Raw genomic sequence first — 17445 nt, 5'->3', positions numbered from 1 at the left:
ATGCCCTCTTTCGATATCGTCTCCGAATTCGATAAACATGAAGCCAGCAATGCCGTCGACCAGGCCAACCGCGAGGTTCAGTCGCGCTTCGATTTCAAGGGCGTGACGGCCAGCTTCGAACTCGACGGGGAGACGGTGCAGCTCGAAGCCGAAGTCGATTTCCAGCTCAAGCAGATGGTCGACGTGCTGCGCAACCGCCTTATCGCGCGCGGCATCGACGCACGCTGCATGGATGTTCAAGAACCTGAGCTCTCGGGCGTGCGCGCCCGCCAGAAGGTGGTGCTCAAGCAGGGGCTTGAGCAGAAGGAAGCCAAGGATATCGTCAAGCGCATCAAGGACAGCAAGCTCAAGGTCCAGGCACAGATCCAGGGCGAGAAAGTGCGGGTGACCGGCAAGAAGCGTGACGACCTGCAGCAGGTCATGGCGTTGCTGCGTGGGGAAGATGGCCCTGAGCTGGCCCTGCAGTTCGACAACTTCCGCGACTGAGGCGAGGCGATGGCCGGCAGCACGTGCGGCCATTTCTTGATCTATCTCAAATCAACGTAGTGGAAGCCTTGAAATTTTTACCGCCACCGCCAATTCTGCTCTTGCAATCGAGTGCCGTTCAGGCACGCCCCGATGCGTCACGAATGAGCAACGAACAGGAGGTGGCGTATGAATCTGCAGAAATTTTCCCCCTGGAACTGGTTCAAGAGCGAAAGCCACGATTCAGCGGCTCCGGCGCCGGTAGAGCCTCGGCACGGCGAGCTTTCGCCGCTGCTGGGCATGCACCAGGAACTCGATCGTTGGATGGACAACGTCATGCGTCAGTTCGGCATGCCGTCGCTTGAGAGCCGTTTTGGCGAGATGCCGGCACTGCTCAAGCCAAGGCTCGATATTGCCGAGCGCGACGATGCGTATGTGATCAGCATCGAGGTGCCGGGAGTCGACGAAAAGGATATCAAGCTGACCCTCGATGACCACCGCCTGGTCATCGAAGGCGAAAAGCGCCAGGAGTCCAGTTCCCAGGAGGATCGCTTCCAGCGTATCGAACGTTCCTACGGCAGCTTCCGGCGCGTGCTGGACCTTCCTGCGGATGCGCAGGTGGAAGAGATCCTGGCGTCTTTCAATCAGGGGGTGCTGACGGTGCGCGTGCCGCGCAGCGCCGATGCCAAACCGACCCGCCGCGAAATTCCCATCCGCTGAGTTTCGCTCCCTGTAGATGTTGACGAGCCCGCCGAGCGGGCTCGTTTGTCCTGCTAAACGGCGTCATAGCCACAGCCGATTGGCTGGTATTGCCAGCATGACCTTAAATGAAGGCATTCCCTTGCTGCCGCTGGAGATAGCGCATGTCTTCGCTTCGCCGCGCCGCCTTGATTGTCTTGGCCTGGGTCAGCTTCGCTCTGGGCGTCATCGGGGTCTTCGTGCCACTGATGCCGACCACCTGCTTCATGCTGCTGGCGGTATGGGCCGCGTCGCGGGGCTCGCCTCGCTTCGCCCTATGGATCCGTGAGCACCCGCGCTTCGGCCCCACCGTGGTCGCCTGGGAGGGAGAGCGGGCGATCCCGCGTCACGCCAAGTATCTCGCCGTGGCCATGCTGGGCTTCTCGGTGCTGGTGCTTGGCATCACCCTGAGCCTGGTGTGGTTGAAGCTGTTGTTGATCACCGGCCTGGTCCTGCTTGGCGCCTGGATTGCCACGCGGCCTGAACCCGCCGGGATCGAGGCCGCCTCCGCCCGGCTCGTGCGGCGCTGAACGCGGTGCGTTGGCCAGCGCTTGTGCCATCACTTTGAGCTTGGGGAGCGGGGCGCCTTACAATGGTGCCCAACCATGGACAGGAGCCGTTCACGATGTCTGACCCTAAGCCCACGTATCTCCACGACTATCGCCCCCCCGCCTACCGTGTCACCCACGTCGAACTGAGCTTCGAGCTGGACCCAGCGGCGACCCGAGTCAAGGCAAGCCTGCAGATCGAGCGCCATCCCGAGTGTATGGCGCAGGAGGCACTGGTGCTCGACGGCGAACAGCTGACCCTCAAGCACATCGCCCTTGACGGCCAGCCGCTGGGCGGAGGCGACTACGCGCTGACCGAAACCGGGCTCACCGTGCATCGTCCCCCGGCCAGCTTTCGGCTGGACACCGAAGTCGAGATCGCGCCCAAGGAGAACACGGCGCTCGAAGGGCTTTATCTCTCCAACGGCATGTACTGCACCCAGTGCGAGGCAGAAGGGTTCCGGCGCATCACCTTCTACCCCGATCGCCCCGACGTCATGGCCACCTTCTCGACCACGCTGATCGGCGATCGGGCGAGCCTGCCGGTCCTGCTCTCCAACGGCAATCCGGTAGAGCGGGGCGAGCTGCCCGGGGGGCGCCACTTCGTTACCTGGCACGATCCCTTCCCCAAACCCAGCTACCTGTTTGCCCTGGTGGCCGGCGACCTGCAGAAGGTGGAGGATCGCTTTACCACGCGCAGCGGGCGCGAGGTCACGCTGCAGATCTGGGTCGAGGAGGAGAACCTGGGCAAGACCGACCATGCCATGGCCTCGCTCAAGCGCGCCATGACCTGGGATGAGGAGGCCTACGGCCGCGAGTACGACCTCGACCTGTTCATGATCGTGGCGGTCAACGATTTCAACATGGGCGCCATGGAGAACAAGGGGCTCAATATCTTCAATTCTGCAGCGGTGCTGACCCACCCCCATACCGCTACCGATGCCGCCTTCCAGAGAGTCGAGGGGATCGTCGCCCACGAGTATTTCCACAACTGGTCGGGCAATCGCGTGACCTGCCGCGACTGGTTCCAGCTCTCGCTGAAGGAAGGTTTCACGGTCTTTCGCGATCAGTGCTTCTCCGCTGACGTCAACTCGGCACCGGTCAAGCGTATCGAGGACGTCTCTTTCTTCCGCACCGCCCAGTTCGCCGAGGATGCCGGACCGACTGCCCACCCGGTGCGCCCCGACCACTACATCGAGATCGGCAACTTCTATACCCTGACCATCTACGAGAAGGGGGCCGAGGTGGTGCGCATGCTCAGCAACCTGGTGGGCTGGGAGGCCTTCCGGCGCGGCAGCGACCTCTATTTCGAACGCTTCGACGGCCAGGCCGTGACCATCGAGGACTTCGTCGACTGCATGGCCGAGGCGTCGGGACAGGACCTCTCGCAGTTCATGCGCTGGTACGCTCAGGCTGGTACGCCAGAGATCGACGCCCACGGCGAGTACGACTACGCCAACGCCGAATATCGCCTAACGCTGCGCCAGCGCACACCGGCTACGCCCGGCCAACCGGAGAAGGCGCCGCTGCATATCCCGGTGCGCATGGGCCTGGTGGGCTCCAAGACCGGGCGTGACCTGCCGCTGACGCTCGATGGGGAGTCCCTCGGCAGCGACGGCGTCATCCACCTGCGCGAAGAGGAGCAGACCTTCGTCTTCACCGAGGTTGCCGAATCGCCAGTGCCCTCCCTGCTGCGCGGTTTCTCGGCGCCGGTTCAGCTGCGCTTCCCCTACAGTCGTGAGGAACTGGCCTTCCTGCTGGCCAACGATTCCGACGGTTTCAACCGCTGGGATGCGGGCCAGCGGCTGGCGATGCTGGCGTTGGACGACCTGATCGCCGCGCATCGTAATGGCGTGGAGAAGGTCATGGACCCGCGCGTGGTCGAGGCCTTCCGCGCTCTGATGGCGCATGGTGGCGACGACAAGGCCGTGCTGGCCGAGATGCTGACGCTGCCAAGCGAAGCCTATGTTGCCGAACAGCAGCCGCGGGTAGACGTCGAAGCCATACATGCTGCGCGCCGGTTTGTTGAGCAGTCGCTGGCCGCTGCCCTGCGCGACGACTTCCTGCATCTCTACCAGGACAATCACCGCGACACCCCCTACGCGCCGGAGCCCGAGCAGATCGGTGAGCGCAGCCTCAAGAACGTCGCGCTTGGCTACCTGATGGCGATCGAGGACGAGGAGGGCATCGAGCTTGCCCGTCGCCAGTTCGAGGCCGATCACAACATGACCGACGTGCGACAGGCGCTGACGCTGCTGACCCACAGCAGCCGCAGCGACCTGGCGGACCCGGCGCTGCGCACCTTTGGCGAGAAGTGGGCCCACGACCCGCTGGTGATGGACCAGTGGTTCGCCGTGCAGGTGACCCGGCCGCAGCCGGATGCGCTGGAGCGGGTGAAGTACCTGATGACCCACCCCGCCTTCTCGCTGAAGAACCCCAACAAGGTGCGTGCCCTGGTGGGAACGTTCGCCAACCAGAATCGCATCAACTTCCACCGTGCCGATGGCGAGGGTTACCGGCTGCTGGCCGATGTGGTGATCGAGCTGAACCGCCTCAACCCCGAGATCGCCGCCCGCCTGGTCACGCCTCTGACGCGCTGGCAGCGTTTCGATGAGGCGCGTCAGGCGCTGATGAAAGGCGAGCTCGAGCGCATTCGTGGCGAGAAGCTATCGCCCAACCTCTACGAGGTGATTGAGAAGGCGCTGGCCTGAGCCTGTGGCAGGGTATCGCCTTGCTAGGTGATACCCTGTCGTTTTTCAGGGCGGCGGAGGAAGGCAAAGAGGGGGCAGCCAGGGGCTTGGCCCCAGGCTGGGGGTTCAGGCCGCCACGTGCGCGTTGTGCTGCGAAGGCGTCACTGGATAAGCCAGCTCAGTACGGTGACGCCAAGAATCGCCCAGATCAGCGTGGCTACCAGCCGCCGTCTCATCAGGGCGCGCAGCGCCAGGTAGAGTAGCCACAGGCCGACCAACAGGGTGGCCAGGCTCATCAGCGTCGGGGGGATGCCCAGCGACGTGGAAAGCCCCTGCAGGAAACCCCGCGAAGCGCCGCCCAGATTGTGGAAGAACAGGATCAGCAGATCCACCACGAAGCGGATGAGGTCGCCCAGGGTCTCGCCCAGCCAGCCGAAGAATTCCTGCATGGTAAACGGTGGCCTACTCGATCAGGTCGAGCACGGTGCCGACGATGTCATCCATGGTGACCAGCCCCAGCAGCCGGTTGTCCTCGAGCACCAGCACGCGCTTGACGATGCTGTCGGTCATCAGCCTGGCCACGTGGCGCACATCCAGCGACTCGCCGACGCCGATGGCAGGCTTGGCACAGACGTCGTAGACGTTGATCAGGTCGATATCGCCGTTTTCAGCCACGATGGTTTTGAGAATGTTGGTGTAGGTGATCAGGCCCCAGGCGTCGTGGGGGTCCTGCTGTTCCACCACCAGGTTCTTGAGGTTATGGCGCTTCATCAGCCCCAGGGCATCGCGCAGGGTGGCGAAGGGTGAGACCGTGACCACGTCACGCACCATGATGTCTTTGACCAGCATTGCGGTTCTCTCCGTCTATCGGTCAGGCCTCATGCCTGAGGCGTTCCTCGAAGCGTTTCACCTGGGCCATGTCGATGCCCCCCAGGTGCTCGATCGGCAGCGTCATGACCAGCCCCTTGGAGCCCTCTCCGGTCGGATTGAGCACATGACGGATGGCCTTGAGCACCTTGAGCGAGAGCCCCTTCTCCAGGGTGATGAGCATGATGCTCTGGCTGCCCTCGAAGGTCAGGCCGAAAAAGGTCTTCTTGCGCTCGCCGCCGATGCCGCGGCCGGACATCAGCGTCATGCCGACGGCGCCTGCTTCGGTCGAGGCGTCGATGCACTCCTGCTCCAGCTCTTCGGGCACGATGGCAACCAACAGCGAAAACTTCATGTCGTCTTGCCTCCACGCTGCGCCACTCTTTCCATGAGAATGGCATAGACCATTACGGTCACGATAGGGAAGATCGAGGCGAAGGCGATCAGCCCGAAGCCGTCGATCAGCACGCTGCGTCCTTCGATCTGGCTGGCCAGGCCGATGCCCAGGGCGGTCACCAGCGGCACCGTGACCTCTGAGGTGGTCACGCCGCCCAGGTCGAAGGCCAGGGCCACGATATAGCGCGGTGCCAGGGCGGTCAGCAGGATCACCAGCACGTAGCCGCCAATGATGTAGTAGTGAATGGAGTCGCCGGTGATGATCCGGTGCACGCCGATGGTGATGCCGATGGCCACCCCGAGCGCGACCAGGATGCGGATCACGTTGCCCTGGATCTTGCCCGCTGCCGCTTCCTCGGCCTGCTGGCCCACGGCGATCAGGGCGGGCTCGGCCATGGTGGTGGCGAAGCCGATGCAGAAGGCGAAGAGATAGACCCATAGCCAGCTGTCGAAGGTGACCAGCTGTTCCGCCATGCTCTGGCCGATGGGAAACAGGCCTAGCTTGAGGCCCACCACGAAGGCATACAGCCCGACGATCACCAGCACGAAGCCGGCGCCGACCTTGACCGGGCTGGCCAGCGGGCGCCGCAGCACCACCAGCTGGAAGAACAGGATCACCAGAATGATCGGCAGCACGTCGCGCAGCATGCCGAACAGGTCGAGGATCAGCACCAGCAGCCCCGAGGGCGCCTGAGCGTCGTCCTCGACCAGAGCCAGGGCGGCGGCGTTGGCCACGTCAGGGTCGGCGTAGACCAGGATGCCGTAGAGCTGCACGCTAATCATTGGCACCATGACCGCCAGCGCCACCAGGCCGAAGCCGTCGATCAGCGGGTTGCGCCCGCGGATGGAGGCGGCCAGCCCGATGCCCAGCGCCGCTATCAGCGGCACGGTAACGATGTTGGTGGTCACGCCGCCGGAGTCGTAGGCCAGCCCGACGATCTCCTCGGGCGCGAAGAAGGTCACCACCACCACCAGCACGTACCCCACGATCATGTACCAGTGCAACGGGTGGCCAAGGATGATGCGAAACACTCCGAGTGCCATCACCAGCCCCACGGAGGTCGCCACGATCAGGCGCAGGGTGAGAGCGTCGATGCGTCCTTCGCTGATTAGCGCCGCCTGCTCGGCCACGGCGATCAGGGCGGGTTCGGCGACCACGGCGGAAAAGCCGATGGCGAACCCGAACAGCATCAGCAGCGGCATGGAGCCGCGCCGGGCGAACTGGTTGGCCAGCCGCTTGCCGACCGGAAAGATGCTCAGTTCGAGCCCCTGCAGGAACATCGCCACGCCCACCGCCACGATCAGCAGCCCTGCCGCCATGCTCAGGCCCCCTTCGGGCCACTCCCGCAGCAATAAAGCCTGGAACGCTGCCACGACCACGATGATAGGCAGCAGGTTGCGCAGCGCATGGATTAGTGCGTGATAGAAATCCTTGAATTGCTGTGCCAATACCGACTCCCTGGAGCCCTGTTGCGTTGAGGCGATGGCCAGTACCGGACTGTCGCGGGGGGCGCGAACAGGCTAGCCTGTCAACTTTCGGCGGTTTGTGGTTGCCGTACTCGTCACTGCCGCGCGGGCGGCAACGGCGCGCTCACTATATCACCGGCCTTTAACCTTGAGCAGACGCTAATACGTGCGGTTTGATAGAAATCAAGCTTCGTCGTGCACCGGTAAGGAGAACAGAGAGATGAATGTCACCCTCATCATCGTGCTGGTGGCTATAGGCCTGATCGTGCTTTACGGGGTCAGCGTTTACAACCGCCTGGTGGCGTTGAAGAACCGCTACCAGAACGCCTTTGCCCAGATCGAGGTGCAGCTCAAGCGGCGCTACGATCTGATTCCCAATCTGGTGGAAACAGCCAAGGCCTACATGGCCCACGAGCGCGAGACGCTGCAGGCGGTCACCGAGGCGCGCAACGCCGCCCTGGCCGGCCTCAAGGCTGCAGCCGCACACCCGGGCGAGCCTGGCGTGATGGCCGAGCTGGCCGGGGCGGAAGGGGTGCTGGGGGCGGCCCTGGGGCGGCTCAACGTGACCATGGAAGCCTACCCCGATCTCAAGGCGTCGGAGAACATGCGCCAGCTCAGCGAAACGCTGACCAGCACCGAGAATCGCGTGGCCTTCTCCCGCCAGGCCTACAACGATGCTGTGATGCACTACAACTCCTACCGGCAGAGCTTCCCGCCGGTGCTGCTGGCCGGGCCGCTGGGCCACCGCGAAGACGCGGCGCTGCTGGAGTTCCAGGATAGTGCCGCCATCCAGGCGGCGCCGAGCGTCAGGTTCTGAGTCGCCGGCGCGAACGCTTGCAAGGAGACGCCATGGATTTCTTTGGTGCTCAGGCGCAGGCGCGCCGCCTGACGCTCCGCCTCATCGTCCTGCTCGTCATTGCGATCGTGGGCATGGTGGCGGCGGCAACGCTTGTCATCACCTTGGCGTTGGCGCTGTTCAATGAAAGTGCACCGCCCGGCACCGTAGCGAGCCCGCTCTTCGACCCGCTGCTGCTGGCAAGCGTGACGGTCGCCGTTGTCATGGTGGTGGGGCTTGGCAGCCTGGTGCGCCACCGCCAGCTGCGCGCCGGCGGCGGTGCCGTGGCCGAAGCGCTGGGCGGTCGCCTGGTCAATGCAACCAGCCAGAATGCCGACGAGCAGCGGCTGCTCAACGTGGTCGAGGAGATGGCGCTCGCCTCCGGTATGCCCGTGCCGGCCGTGTACGTGCTGGATGAACCGGCCATTAACGCCTTCGCTGCCGGCCACGCCGCCCACGACGCCGCCATCGGGGTTACCCGCGGGGCGCTGCAGCAGCTCGACCGAGACCAGCTGCAGGGCGTCATTGCCCATGAGTTCAGCCACATCCTGCATGGCGACATGCGTCTCAATATGCGGCTCGTGGCGCTGCTGCATGGCATCCTGCTGATCGGGCTAGCCGGCCGATTGCTGCTGCACGGGGCCTCGGGCAGCCGGCGCGTGCGTGCCGGCAACCGTCAGGGCAACGGCCATGTTGTCCTGCTGGGGGCTGGCCTTGCGCTCATGGCCATAGGGTTCATCGGTACGCTGTGCGGCAACTGGATCAAGGCCGCCGTGAGTCGCCAGCGCGAGTTCCTGGCCGATGCCAGCGCCGTCCAGTACACCCGTAATCCGGCCGGTATTGCCGGGGCGCTGAAGCAGCTGGCAGCGCACGCGGGCGGCTCGGAGCTGCGTGCCGCCCGGGCCTCGGAGTTCAGCCACTTCTACTTCGGCCGCGGCGTGAGGGGGCTGCGCGGTTTGACGGCTACGCATCCGCCGCTGGCGATGCGCATTCGGCGCATCGAGCCAGAGTGGGACGGCACGCTGCCGCCGCCCCAGCGCACCCCGGGTGACGAGGCGCCTGCGGGGCCTGCCACCCGGGACAGCAGGGCCGCAGGGCTGGCACCGCCCCGTGGCGCCACCGTTCCCGCTGCTACCAACGCTGAGCCGCTGCCCGAACGGCTGCGCGAACAAATAGGCCGGCTCGGCGAGGAGGACATCGGCCAGGCGCGGCAGGTGCTGGCGGCGCTCGATGCCCGACTGCTGGCAGCGGCCCACGACCCTTATGCCGCCCGGGCGCTGGTCTACGGCATCCTCATGGGCGTCGACCCGGCCAGCCGCGAGCGCCAGCGTCAGGCCCTGCTCGACCAGGCGCTGCCCGAGGTGTTAGCCGAGCTGGATCGTCTGGGCGCGGCGCTGGAGACGCTCGATGCGGGGCAGCGGCTGCCGCTGATCGAGCTGGCGCTGCCGGTGCTGCGCCAGCTCAGCACCACCCAGTACGCCCGCTTCCGTGCCTGCCTCGCTTCGCTGATGGCGCAGGAGCGCCAACCCGGGGCGCTGCAGTGGTCGTTGCATCGCCTGGTCATGGCGGGTATCGAAGGGCAGCGTGGCGCCCGTGTGCGCGGCGACCGGCTGGCCGATCAGGAGGCTGCCGTGGCCTGCCTGCTGTCGAGCCTGGCCGGCGCGGGCGACACCTCTCGCGAGCAGGCCCTGGCCGCCTATGGTGAGGCGGTGGCCGTGTTGCCCACGGCGCCGGCAATGCTGGAGCAGCCTGCCACGCCGGCAGAACTTGACCGCGCCCTGGCGGGCTGTCAGCGGCTGGCCGTGGAACAGCGGGCCCTATTGATCGAGGCCATGGGGCGCTGCGTCACCCACGACGGACGTGTGACCGCGGCAGAGGCGGAGCTGCTGCGCGCGGTGGCCTGGTCGCTGGGTTGCCCGCTGCCGCTGACCGCTGCCGGGCTGAGGCCTGCTGCAGGGTGGGCTGCAGCGAGGTAACAAGAAGGGCTAGGCAGCGCCCCCTTGCAGCGCAGGCGCGGGTTTGCTGCAATAAGTGCCTACTGGGGCAATGTTTTGCGGCCACGTTTTGCAGCCACCCCTTGAGACACCACCGATGAATAGGGAGAAAGGCATGGCGAAAACCCCCTGGATTCCGGCAGCGGTCGCGCTGACCCTATCACTGGGCCTGGCCGGCTGTGGCGACGCCGAGGAGCCGGCCGAGACCGCCCCTGCGGAGCAGAACGAGGCGCCCGCGGACGCGCCTCAGGTCGAGACCGAGCCCAGCGAGCCTGAAACGCCGCCGCCGGCGGATGAGGACGCCATGCCGCCGGCGGAGGGAACGCAGGCCGGCGGTGACCCGGCGCAGCCGGACGAGGTTGGCGCGGGGGACGACGCGGGTACGCTGGGCGGCTCGCCCGAGGCCACGCTGGACAACGGCGGGGCCTTGCCCGGCGAACCTACCCGCTCGGATATCGACGCAGTCCTCGAGGAGACGGAGCGGCGCTTCGAACAGGCGCAGCGCGAGATCGACGAGCAGTACGAGGAGGTCGAGCAGGAGGGAACGGCGCTGGAACCGATGGAGGAATCGACCGATTTTCGTTCCACGCTCGAGCCCATGCAGATCGGCGACCCGGGCACGACTTCTGCCATCGACGAAGAGGCTGAGCGTCGCGGTGAGGTGACCCAGTCCGATATCGATGCCCTGCTGGAGGAGACGGAGCGGCGCTTCGAAGAGGCGCAGCGGCAGCTTGACGAGCAGTTCGAGGAAGCCGAACGCCGTGAGCCCCGCAGCGCGCCGCCATCGTTCGAGACGCAGTGAGCGCGGGGCGCTTGCGCTCGGCTCGGCTCAGCTAGCGCCGTTGCTCATCGTGCTTGGCTCTCGGTTGCTTGGTTCGCGGCCTCTTCGTTCTCGGTTACATGGGGCCGGTACAAGAGGCTGATTTAAGGACTTGCCAAACAATAAGGCCCACCTGACGGTGGGCCTTTCGTTCGGCGGGCCTGCTGGCAGGCCCGCCGAGGGGTGCGCCAGGCCGAGGCCTTAGTTGGCAACCCGGATGTTGGAGGCCTGAAGGCCTTTCTTGCCCTGGGTGACCTCGAAAGTGACTTTCTGGCCGTCCTGCAGGGTCTTGAAGCCGTCAGCCTGAATCTCGGAGAAGTGCGCGAACAGATCGTCTCCGCCGTCGTCCGGGGAGATGAAGCCGTAACCCTTGGTATCGTTGAACCACTTGACAGTGCCGGTTGCCATTGTCGAATTTCCTTGCTTACTGATTGATCATGCTGGGCACTCGGCCGTGCCGGGCCCGAAGTGCGTGGGCGAGTCAAGGTAAATGCGCTTCGGGTGTATCGATGGCTCGAAATCCAACAGGCGACTTTCACCTTGCTGTCCTACGCAGCGGTCGTTGCGACAGGTTGGCCCGGTGTTGTTTGATCGACCTTGCCTGCCATGTCGCCCGCTGTTCCACTGTAGATAGAAAAAATCGGAGCGTCCAGCAATCTTGGGCTGGCCCAAGGGGCGATGCAATGTTCTGCAGGCGCCCTCTCGCATAGAATTGCCGCTCGCCTCACTAGCCCCGCAGCCGGGAGTTTCCGATGTTTTTCGATGCTCAGTTCTGGCCCTTCGTGATCGCCATCACGCTGCTTTCGATGAGCCCGGGTGTGGATACGCTGCTGGTGATCCGCAACACGGCGAGAGGCGGGGTGCGCGACGGGGTGCTCACCAGCGTGGCGATCTGCTGCGGGCTGTTCGTGCATGCCACTGTCTCGGCGCTGGGTATCTCGCTGATCCTGATGCAGTCGGCCTGGGCCTTCCAACTGCTGAAGCTGATCGGGGCCGGCTACCTGGTGTGGCTGGGCATGACCAGCCTGCTGGCGGCCCGACGAGGCCAAGGGCTGCCGGTGGCGGCCATGGCGGCCAGGCGCGAGGCGCTGCCCGTCTGGCGCCCGATCCGCGAAGGGCTGCTCTCCAACGTGCTCAACCCCAAGACGGTGGTGTTCTACATGGCCTTCCTGCCGCAGTTCATCGCGCCCACCGACCCGGCGCTACTCAAGTCGCTGTGGCTGGCGGGGGTGCACTTCATAATCGCCAACCTGTGGCAGATCGCCATCGTCATGACCGTGGGCAGCGCCGGCCGCCTGCTCGGCAGCCGACGCTTCACGACTACCCTCAACGGCGCGACCGGCGCCGTGCTGGTCGCCTTTGGGCTCAAGCTGGCCTTCGAGCGCCAGCCTTAGCCGCACCGGTTGGCCGGCCTGTCTCGCCTCAGTTGCGCGCCAGCAGCGAGCCATCGTAGCGCACCGTGGTTTCGGCCGGGCTCAGCATCGACACGCCTTCGGAGCTGCCGCCGTTGGCGAGGCTCTCGAAGATGACGCGGTAGGAGAGCACGGCCTGCACGTAGTCACGCGTTTCGCGGAAGGGGATGGTTTCGACGAACAGATCGAACTCCTCAGGGGCCTCGCGCAGCCAGCGGTCGACCCGTCCGGGGCCGGCGTTGTAGGCGGCCGCCGCGGCCAGGCGATTGCCACGGTAGCGGGCGATCATGTCGCGAATGTAGACGCTGCCGAAGCGGATATTGAGCTCGGGGTCGAGGATGCCGTAGGGTCCCGGGTCGCTGACGCCCAGCTGGCGGCTGAGCTGGGTAGCGGTGCCGGGCATGATCTGCATCAGCCCGCGGGCGCCGGCCGGCGACAGTGCCACCGGGTTGTAGGCGCTTTCGCGGCGGGCGATGCCCATCAGCAGGAAGGGGTCGACGCCGGTATGGTTGCCCCAATACAGGAAGTGCTCGCGATAGGCTTCGGGGAAGCGCCAGTCGAGTGCGTCCCACATGCCTGCGGTAATGGTGGTCTGCACCAGACGTGCATGCCAGCCGCGGCGCTGGGCGTAATCGGCCAGTGCCCTAGCTTCGCGCGGGGTGGCGGTGGCCACGGCGTTCAGCCATTCGCTGTTGGCCAGCCCCTCCTCGCCGATGCGCATCAGGGCTTCGGTGCGCAGCACCGCCGGCCAGCGGGCGACTTCTTCGCGGTAGTGTTCGTCGAAGCCGCTGCGCTCCAGGTTCAGCGAGTAGGAGCGACCAATGCGGTCGGCGGCGGCGAAGCCGAAGAAGTTGCGGCCCTGAGCGGCCAGGGCGTAGGCAACATCGGCACGCTGCTGGTCGCCCAGCTGCTCGTGGGCGCGGGCCTTCCAGTACTGCCAGCGGCTTTCGCTCAGGCTCTCCTCGGGCATCATTTCCAGCCAGCGCAGCGCGTCGGCCCAGTCGCGTCCCGCCAGGGCGTGGCGGACGCGTAGCTCCAGCACGCGCGGCGTGGCGATGCGTGGCAGGGCGTCATCGACCCAGCCGCGGTTGTTGGCCACATTGCGTACCAGCGAATAGAAGATCAGGTCCTCCTCGATGGCGTGACGGTACGCCTCCTCGATCGGCAGGTGCGGGGCGATCTTGCGCCAGGCCTCGAAGGCCGCCTCGGTGTCGGCGCGGGTAAAGCCGTGCATGGCGGCGGCGAACAGCGGGCCGCTGCCACGGCACTCGGGGCCGAGGCAGGTAGGTACCTGGGTGACCGCGGCATAGCTGCTCTGCAGGCGCGCCTTGGCGTCACGCGCTTCCTGCCAGCGGCTGCCCAGTTGGCGGCCGAGGAAGCTCGACAGGCTGCTTTCCCCCTGCTGCCAGGCCAGCATCTTGCGCTCCCAGACGTCGAATTCGCTGATCTCGCCGCTGGCCCTGAGTCGCTCGAAGAGCGTATTGCAGGCCGAAGGCTGCGACTGTCCCACGCGCCACAGCTTGCGCCCGGCTTCGGCGGCCGCCTGGGGGGCACTGCCCAGCAGCGCCGTATAGTAGTGGCACTGGCGCTCGGCGCCGCTGGGCTCGCCGTCGGCCACGGCCAGCACGCTGGCGTAGCGACCGGCCTCGCCGTAGCGGCTGATCGCCTGGCCGCGTATCCACTCCGCCAGCGGCGCATCCCGGTGGCGCTCGATGAAGTCGAGCACCTGGGCCGGTTCGGCCTGGGGCAGGCGGTTGCGCAGGCGGTGATATTCCACGTAGCCGGCCAGCACATGGCCCTCGATGGCGCGCTCGTCAACCCGCTCCCATTGCTGGTTGCGGGCGGCTGCGAGCGCGTCGCGCAGCGCGCTGTCGCTGGGCTGAGCCTGGGCGAGGACGGGCAGGCTGAGTGCTGCGGCGGCGAGCCAGGTGGCGGTGCGGCGAACCGGGTGGCGGTAACGCATGATGACGGCCTCCGGAAGGCGATGGTGTTTCTCAGGGATGGGATTTCATTGGAGCATATTTGAGTGGGTCGCGGGCAGGGGGTTCCGCTGCCTTTCGTGGGGAGATAAGAAAGTTTGGCGCCTTGTCTTGCCGACGGCGGCAGGCTAGTCTGAGCGCACAATTCAAACACTTGTTAGAATGCCGCGGAGGCTCCCTGTGACACACCAGAAAAGCACTGGCCCCAACGCCGGTGAGGGGCATTCCCCCGAGGCCTGGCGCCAGGCGCTATCGCGCTTTGTCACGATCATTCCCCACACCCGCGAGCTTGGGCTGGAAGTGCTTTCGGTGGCGCCGCCGGAGGTACGTATGCGGCTGCCGTGGCGTGACGAGCTGCTGGGCGATACCACGCGGGGGCTAGTGCATGGCGGGGTGCTGACCATGCTGCTGGACACGGTGTGCGGGTCGGCGGTCCTGTGCGGCCTTCCGGCACCCGAGGTGTGCCCCACGCTGGACCTGCGCATTGACCACTATCGGCCGGCGCTGGCGGGGCGGCCGCTGCTGGCCGGCGCGCGGGTGCTGCGCGTGACCGAAAGCGTCGTCTTCACCGAAGGCACGGTGTGGCAGGAGCCCGAGCGCCCCATAGCGCGCGGCATCGGCAACTTCGTGCGCCTGGACGCCCACAGCACGCCGCCGGGCTTTGCCGAGGCACTGTTCAGTGAGGCCGATCATGCTTGAAGATTTCCACGACGTGGCCTGGCTGGCCAAGACGCGAGCCGAAGGCGACGTCAACGCCTGGTTGGCGCGGCTTCCCTATGCCCGCCATATCGGCATCGACGCCATCCCCGACCCGGACGGTGAGGGCGTGCTGTATCGCCTGGCGCCGGCGCCGCACAACATCGGCAACGTGCTGCTTCCGGCGCTGCATGGGGGAGTCGTCGCTGCCTTCATGGAAACCGCCGGTTCGCTGGACCTGATGCTGGCAACGCGCGAACCGCGGCTGCCGCGCATCATCGACTTCTCCATCGACTACCTGCGCACGGCGAGAGTGGTCGATACCTATGCCCGCTGCCGGCTTCTGCGCGAGGGCCGGCGCATGGCCAACGTGCAGGTGGAGGCCTGGCAGGGCGCCGAAACCGAACCGGTGGCGACGGCGCGCCTGCACTTTGCGCTGGGAGAGCCGGAAGGGCAGAGCGCTTGAAAATGGCGCAGGCAGCCCCATATCGCTGAACAGTTCTGCGTTGGGCGGTGCCGAGTGCGCCGCCACTGGTTCAGCCATGAGGTAAAAGGTCCATGTCCACTGCCACCCAAGCGGAAACTCTCGGCTTTCAGACCGAGGTCAAGCAGCTGCTGCACCTGATGATTCACTCCCTGTATTCCAATCGGGAGATTTTCCTGCGCGAGTTGATTTCCAATGCCGCCGACGCCTGCGACAAGCTGCGCTACGCGGCGCTGGACAACGATGCGCTTTACGAGGGCGACAGCGAGCTGCGCATCGAGATCGAGCATGACGCCAAGGCCGGCACGGTCACCGTGCGCGACAATGGCATCGGCATGAACCGTGACGAGGTGATCCAGAACCTCGGCACCATCGCCCGCAGCGGCACCGCCGAGTTCCTCAAGCAGCTCTCCGGCGAGCAGCAGAAGGATGCGCGGCTGATTGGCCAGTTCGGGGTCGGTTTCTACTCCGGCTTCATCGTTGCCGACGAGGTGACCGTGCGTACCCGCAAGGCGGGCAGCGACAAGGCCGAGGGCGTCGAGTGGCGCTCCAGGGGCGAGGGCGAGTTCAGCGTGGCCGACCTCGAGCGCGAGGTGCACGGCACAGAGATCGTCCTGCACCTGAAGCAGGACGCCACGGAGTTCGCCGATGAGTACCGCCTGAAGAGCTTGGTGCGCAAGTACTCCGACCATATCGAAGTGCCGGTGCGCATGCCGCGCAGGGAAGCGGCCAAGGATGAGGAAGGCAAGGCGATCGAAGGCAGCGAGGTCACCACCTGGGAGAACGTCAACGAGGCCACGGCGCTGTGGTCGCGCCCCAAGGGTGAGATCTCCGACGACGAGTACCAGGCGTTCTACAAGCACGTCGCCCACGATTTCTCCGACCCGCTGACCTGGAGCCACAACAAGGTCGAGGGCAAGCTGGAGTACACCAGCCTGCTCTACGTGCCGGGGCGTGCGCCGTTCGATCTCTACGAGCGCGACGGGGCGCGCGGCGTGAAGCTCTACGTGCAGCGCGTCTTCATCATGGACGACGCCGAGCAGTTCCTGCCGCTCTACCTGCGCTTCATCAAGGGCGTGCTCGACACCCGCGAGCTATCGCTCAACGTCTCCCGCGAACTGCTGCAGCAGGATCCGAAGGTCGAGAAGATCAAGAGCGCGCTGACCAAGCGGGCGCTGGACATGCTGACCAAGCTGGCCAGGGACAAGGAGGCTTACCAGACCTTCTGGAACACCTTCGGCAGCGTGCTGAAGGAGGGCCCGGCGGAGGACTTCGCCAACCGCGAGAAGATTGCCGGCCTGCTGCGCTTCTCCACCACCCATACCGACAGCACGACCCAGGACCAGTCGCTGGCCGACTATGTGTCGCGCATGAAGGAAGGGCAGGAGAAGATCTACTACATTGTCGCCGACGGCTTCAATGCGGCCAAGTCGAGCCCGCACCTGGAGATCTTCCGCAAGAAGGGCATCGAGGTCCTGCTGCTGCATGACCGCATCGACGAGTGGCTGATGAGCCACCTGCACGATTTCGATGGCAAAGGCTTCGTCGACGTGGCCAAGGGTGAGCTCGATCTGGGAACCATCGAGGGCGAAGAAGAGAAGAAGGCCCAGGAAGAGACCGCCAAGGCCAAGGAGGGACTGGTCAAGCGCGTCAAAGAGGCGCTGGGCGACGCTGTGCAGGAGGTCAAGGTGACCCACCGGCTGACCGACTCCCCGGCCTGCGTGGTGCTGCCCGAGCACGAGATGGGTTTCCAGATGCGCCGCATCATGGAGGCGGCGGGACAGAAGGTTCCGGAGGTCAAGCCGATCCTCGAGCTCAACCCCGAGCACGCGCTAGTGGCGCGCCTGGAAGACGCCGAAGGCGAGCGCTTCGAGGCGCTGGCGCTGGTGCTGCTCGACCAGGCGATCATCGCCGAGGGCGGCCATCTCGACGACCCGGCGGCCTACGTGCGGCGCCTCAATTCGCTGCTGACGGCCTGAATCGATGCGGCGCCACCGCGCGCCGCTGTCCCCTGGAGGCCGCCCGCGGGCGGCCTTCGGCGTGTCTGCTCCTGT

At 65.8% G+C, this 17445-nt stretch carries 17 protein-coding genes; 11 read left to right on the top strand and 6 right to left on the bottom strand.

Annotated features, from left to right (window positions below; all coding sequences use genetic code 11):
* The 4 genes from ACT7B3_RS12615 to pepN all read left to right on the top strand — a co-directional run bounded on the left by ACT7B3_RS12615 (position 1) and on the right by pepN (position 4462).
* Positions 1-486 (top strand): YajQ family cyclic di-GMP-binding protein, encoded by a 486-nt coding sequence (locus ACT7B3_RS12615; RefSeq protein WP_444677131.1) that lies wholly within the window; start codon positions 1-3, stop codon positions 484-486.
* A gap of 168 nt (positions 487-654) precedes the next feature.
* A complete protein-coding gene (locus tag ACT7B3_RS12610; RefSeq protein ID WP_444677132.1) occupies positions 655-1185 on the top strand; it encodes an Hsp20/alpha crystallin family protein in 531 nt (176 codons plus the stop codon).
* Between the two features lie 143 nt (positions 1186-1328).
* A complete protein-coding gene (locus ACT7B3_RS12605) occupies positions 1329-1733 on the top strand; it encodes a YbaN family protein (RefSeq protein ID WP_444677133.1) in 405 nt (134 codons plus the stop codon).
* 95 nt (positions 1734-1828) lie between these two features.
* Positions 1829-4462 carry an aminopeptidase N gene (pepN, locus tag ACT7B3_RS12600; protein WP_445158168.1) on the top strand — a complete coding sequence of 878 codons (2634 nt, stop codon included), beginning with the start codon at positions 1829-1831 and terminating at the stop codon, positions 4460-4462.
* A 140-nt stretch (positions 4463-4602) separates the two neighbouring features.
* Here the strand turns inward: pepN and ACT7B3_RS12595 are convergent, their stop codons facing one another.
* Genes ACT7B3_RS12595 through ACT7B3_RS12580 form a run of 4 tightly spaced genes read right to left on the bottom strand, consistent with a single transcriptional unit; the run spans position 4603 to position 7153 of the window.
* Positions 4603-4890: a hypothetical protein gene (locus tag ACT7B3_RS12595; RefSeq protein WP_445158167.1), complete on the bottom strand. Its 288-nt coding sequence runs from the start codon at positions 4888-4890 to the stop codon at positions 4603-4605.
* Positions 4891-4903: 13 nt separating this feature from the next.
* Positions 4904-5290 (bottom strand): CBS domain-containing protein, encoded by a 387-nt coding sequence (locus ACT7B3_RS12590; RefSeq protein ID WP_444677135.1) that lies wholly within the window; start codon positions 5288-5290, stop codon positions 4904-4906.
* A gap of 22 nt (positions 5291-5312) precedes the next feature.
* Positions 5313-5663, bottom strand: coding sequence for a P-II family nitrogen regulator (locus tag ACT7B3_RS12585; RefSeq protein WP_445158166.1), 351 nt, complete (start codon positions 5661-5663; stop codon positions 5313-5315).
* Positions 5660-7153, bottom strand: a complete 1494-nt coding sequence (locus ACT7B3_RS12580) for a DUF1538 domain-containing protein (protein WP_445158165.1) — start codon at positions 7151-7153, stop codon at positions 5660-5662. The genes ACT7B3_RS12585 and ACT7B3_RS12580 overlap by 4 nt, the downstream gene beginning before the upstream one ends.
* 238 nt (positions 7154-7391) lie before the next feature.
* On the opposite strand from ACT7B3_RS12580, the gene ACT7B3_RS12575 reads away from it, so the two are divergent.
* The 3 genes from ACT7B3_RS12575 to ACT7B3_RS12565 all read left to right on the top strand — a co-directional run bounded on the left by ACT7B3_RS12575 (position 7392) and on the right by ACT7B3_RS12565 (position 10802).
* Entirely contained in the window at positions 7392-7988 is a 597-nt protein-coding gene (locus tag ACT7B3_RS12575; protein ID WP_444677139.1) for a LemA family protein, read from the top strand.
* A 32-nt stretch (positions 7989-8020) separates the two neighbouring features.
* Positions 8021-9982 (top strand): M48 family metalloprotease, encoded by a 1962-nt coding sequence (locus ACT7B3_RS12570; protein WP_445158164.1) that lies wholly within the window; start codon positions 8021-8023, stop codon positions 9980-9982.
* A 133-nt stretch (positions 9983-10115) separates the two neighbouring features.
* Positions 10116-10802: a hypothetical protein gene (locus ACT7B3_RS12565; RefSeq protein ID WP_445158163.1), complete on the top strand. Its 687-nt coding sequence runs from the start codon at positions 10116-10118 to the stop codon at positions 10800-10802.
* Positions 10803-11021: 219 nt separating this feature from the next.
* On the opposite strand, the gene ACT7B3_RS12560 is transcribed toward ACT7B3_RS12565, so the two are convergent.
* The gene (locus ACT7B3_RS12560; protein WP_238977855.1) at positions 11022-11228 is read right to left on the bottom strand and encodes a cold-shock protein; all 207 of its coding nucleotides are present in this window, start codon (positions 11226-11228) and stop codon (positions 11022-11024) included.
* Positions 11229-11572: 344 nt separating this feature from the next.
* Between ACT7B3_RS12560 and ACT7B3_RS12555 the strand changes: the two genes are divergently transcribed.
* Entirely contained in the window at positions 11573-12214 is a 642-nt protein-coding gene (locus ACT7B3_RS12555; protein ID WP_444677142.1) for a LysE family translocator, read from the top strand.
* Between the two features lie 28 nt (positions 12215-12242).
* Here the strand turns inward: ACT7B3_RS12555 and ACT7B3_RS12550 are convergent, their stop codons facing one another.
* Positions 12243-14195, bottom strand: coding sequence for a transglycosylase SLT domain-containing protein (locus ACT7B3_RS12550; protein ID WP_445158162.1), 1953 nt, complete (start codon positions 14193-14195; stop codon positions 12243-12245).
* A gap of 196 nt (positions 14196-14391) precedes the next feature.
* Between ACT7B3_RS12550 and ACT7B3_RS12545 the strand changes: the two genes are divergently transcribed.
* From ACT7B3_RS12545 to htpG, 3 genes are all read left to right on the top strand, one after another.
* Positions 14392-14910, top strand: coding sequence for a PaaI family thioesterase (locus ACT7B3_RS12545; protein ID WP_445158161.1), 519 nt, complete (start codon positions 14392-14394; stop codon positions 14908-14910).
* Complete coding sequence (locus ACT7B3_RS12540; protein ID WP_445158160.1) at positions 14903-15373, top strand: PaaI family thioesterase; 471 nt, start codon at positions 14903-14905, stop codon at positions 15371-15373. Before ACT7B3_RS12545 ends, ACT7B3_RS12540 begins: the two co-directional genes overlap by 8 nt.
* Positions 15374-15465: 92 nt before the next feature.
* Positions 15466-17370, top strand: coding sequence for a molecular chaperone HtpG (htpG, locus tag ACT7B3_RS12535; protein ID WP_444677145.1), 1905 nt, complete (start codon positions 15466-15468; stop codon positions 17368-17370).
* Positions 17371-17445: the final 75 nt, after the last annotated feature.

The sequence above is a fragment of the Halomonas sp. E14 genome, assembly GCF_052568415.1.
The sequence above is the reverse complement of the archived record's forward strand: the minus strand, read 5'-3'. Positions and strand labels throughout refer to the sequence as shown.

Coding starts and splice junctions, on each gene's coding strand:
- pepN (WP_445158168.1), top strand. CDS start 1,829: ATGTCTGACCCTAAGCCCACGTATCTCCACGACTATCGCCCCCCCGCC.
- ACT7B3_RS12565 (WP_445158163.1), top strand. CDS start 10,116: ATGGCGAAAACCCCCTGGATTCCGGCAGCGGTCGCGCTGACCCTATCA.
- htpG (WP_444677145.1), top strand. CDS start 15,466: ATGTCCACTGCCACCCAAGCGGAAACTCTCGGCTTTCAGACCGAGGTC.
- ACT7B3_RS12610 (WP_444677132.1), top strand. CDS start 655: ATGAATCTGCAGAAATTTTCCCCCTGGAACTGGTTCAAGAGCGAAAGC.
- ACT7B3_RS12605 (WP_444677133.1), top strand. CDS start 1,329: ATGTCTTCGCTTCGCCGCGCCGCCTTGATTGTCTTGGCCTGGGTCAGC.
- ACT7B3_RS12615 (WP_444677131.1), top strand. CDS start 1: ATGCCCTCTTTCGATATCGTCTCCGAATTCGATAAACATGAAGCCAGC.
- ACT7B3_RS12585 (WP_445158166.1), bottom strand. CDS start 5,663: ATGAAGTTTTCGCTGTTGGTTGCCATCGTGCCCGAAGAGCTGGAGCAG.
- ACT7B3_RS12560 (WP_238977855.1), bottom strand. CDS start 11,228: ATGGCAACCGGCACTGTCAAGTGGTTCAACGATACCAAGGGTTACGGC.
- ACT7B3_RS12590 (WP_444677135.1), bottom strand. CDS start 5,290: ATGCTGGTCAAAGACATCATGGTGCGTGACGTGGTCACGGTCTCACCC.
- ACT7B3_RS12575 (WP_444677139.1), top strand. CDS start 7,392: ATGAATGTCACCCTCATCATCGTGCTGGTGGCTATAGGCCTGATCGTG.
- ACT7B3_RS12555 (WP_444677142.1), top strand. CDS start 11,573: ATGTTTTTCGATGCTCAGTTCTGGCCCTTCGTGATCGCCATCACGCTG.
- ACT7B3_RS12595 (WP_445158167.1), bottom strand. CDS start 4,890: ATGCAGGAATTCTTCGGCTGGCTGGGCGAGACCCTGGGCGACCTCATC.
- ACT7B3_RS12540 (WP_445158160.1), top strand. CDS start 14,903: ATGCTTGAAGATTTCCACGACGTGGCCTGGCTGGCCAAGACGCGAGCC.
- ACT7B3_RS12570 (WP_445158164.1), top strand. CDS start 8,021: ATGGATTTCTTTGGTGCTCAGGCGCAGGCGCGCCGCCTGACGCTCCGC.
- ACT7B3_RS12550 (WP_445158162.1), bottom strand. CDS start 14,195: ATGCGTTACCGCCACCCGGTTCGCCGCACCGCCACCTGGCTCGCCGCC.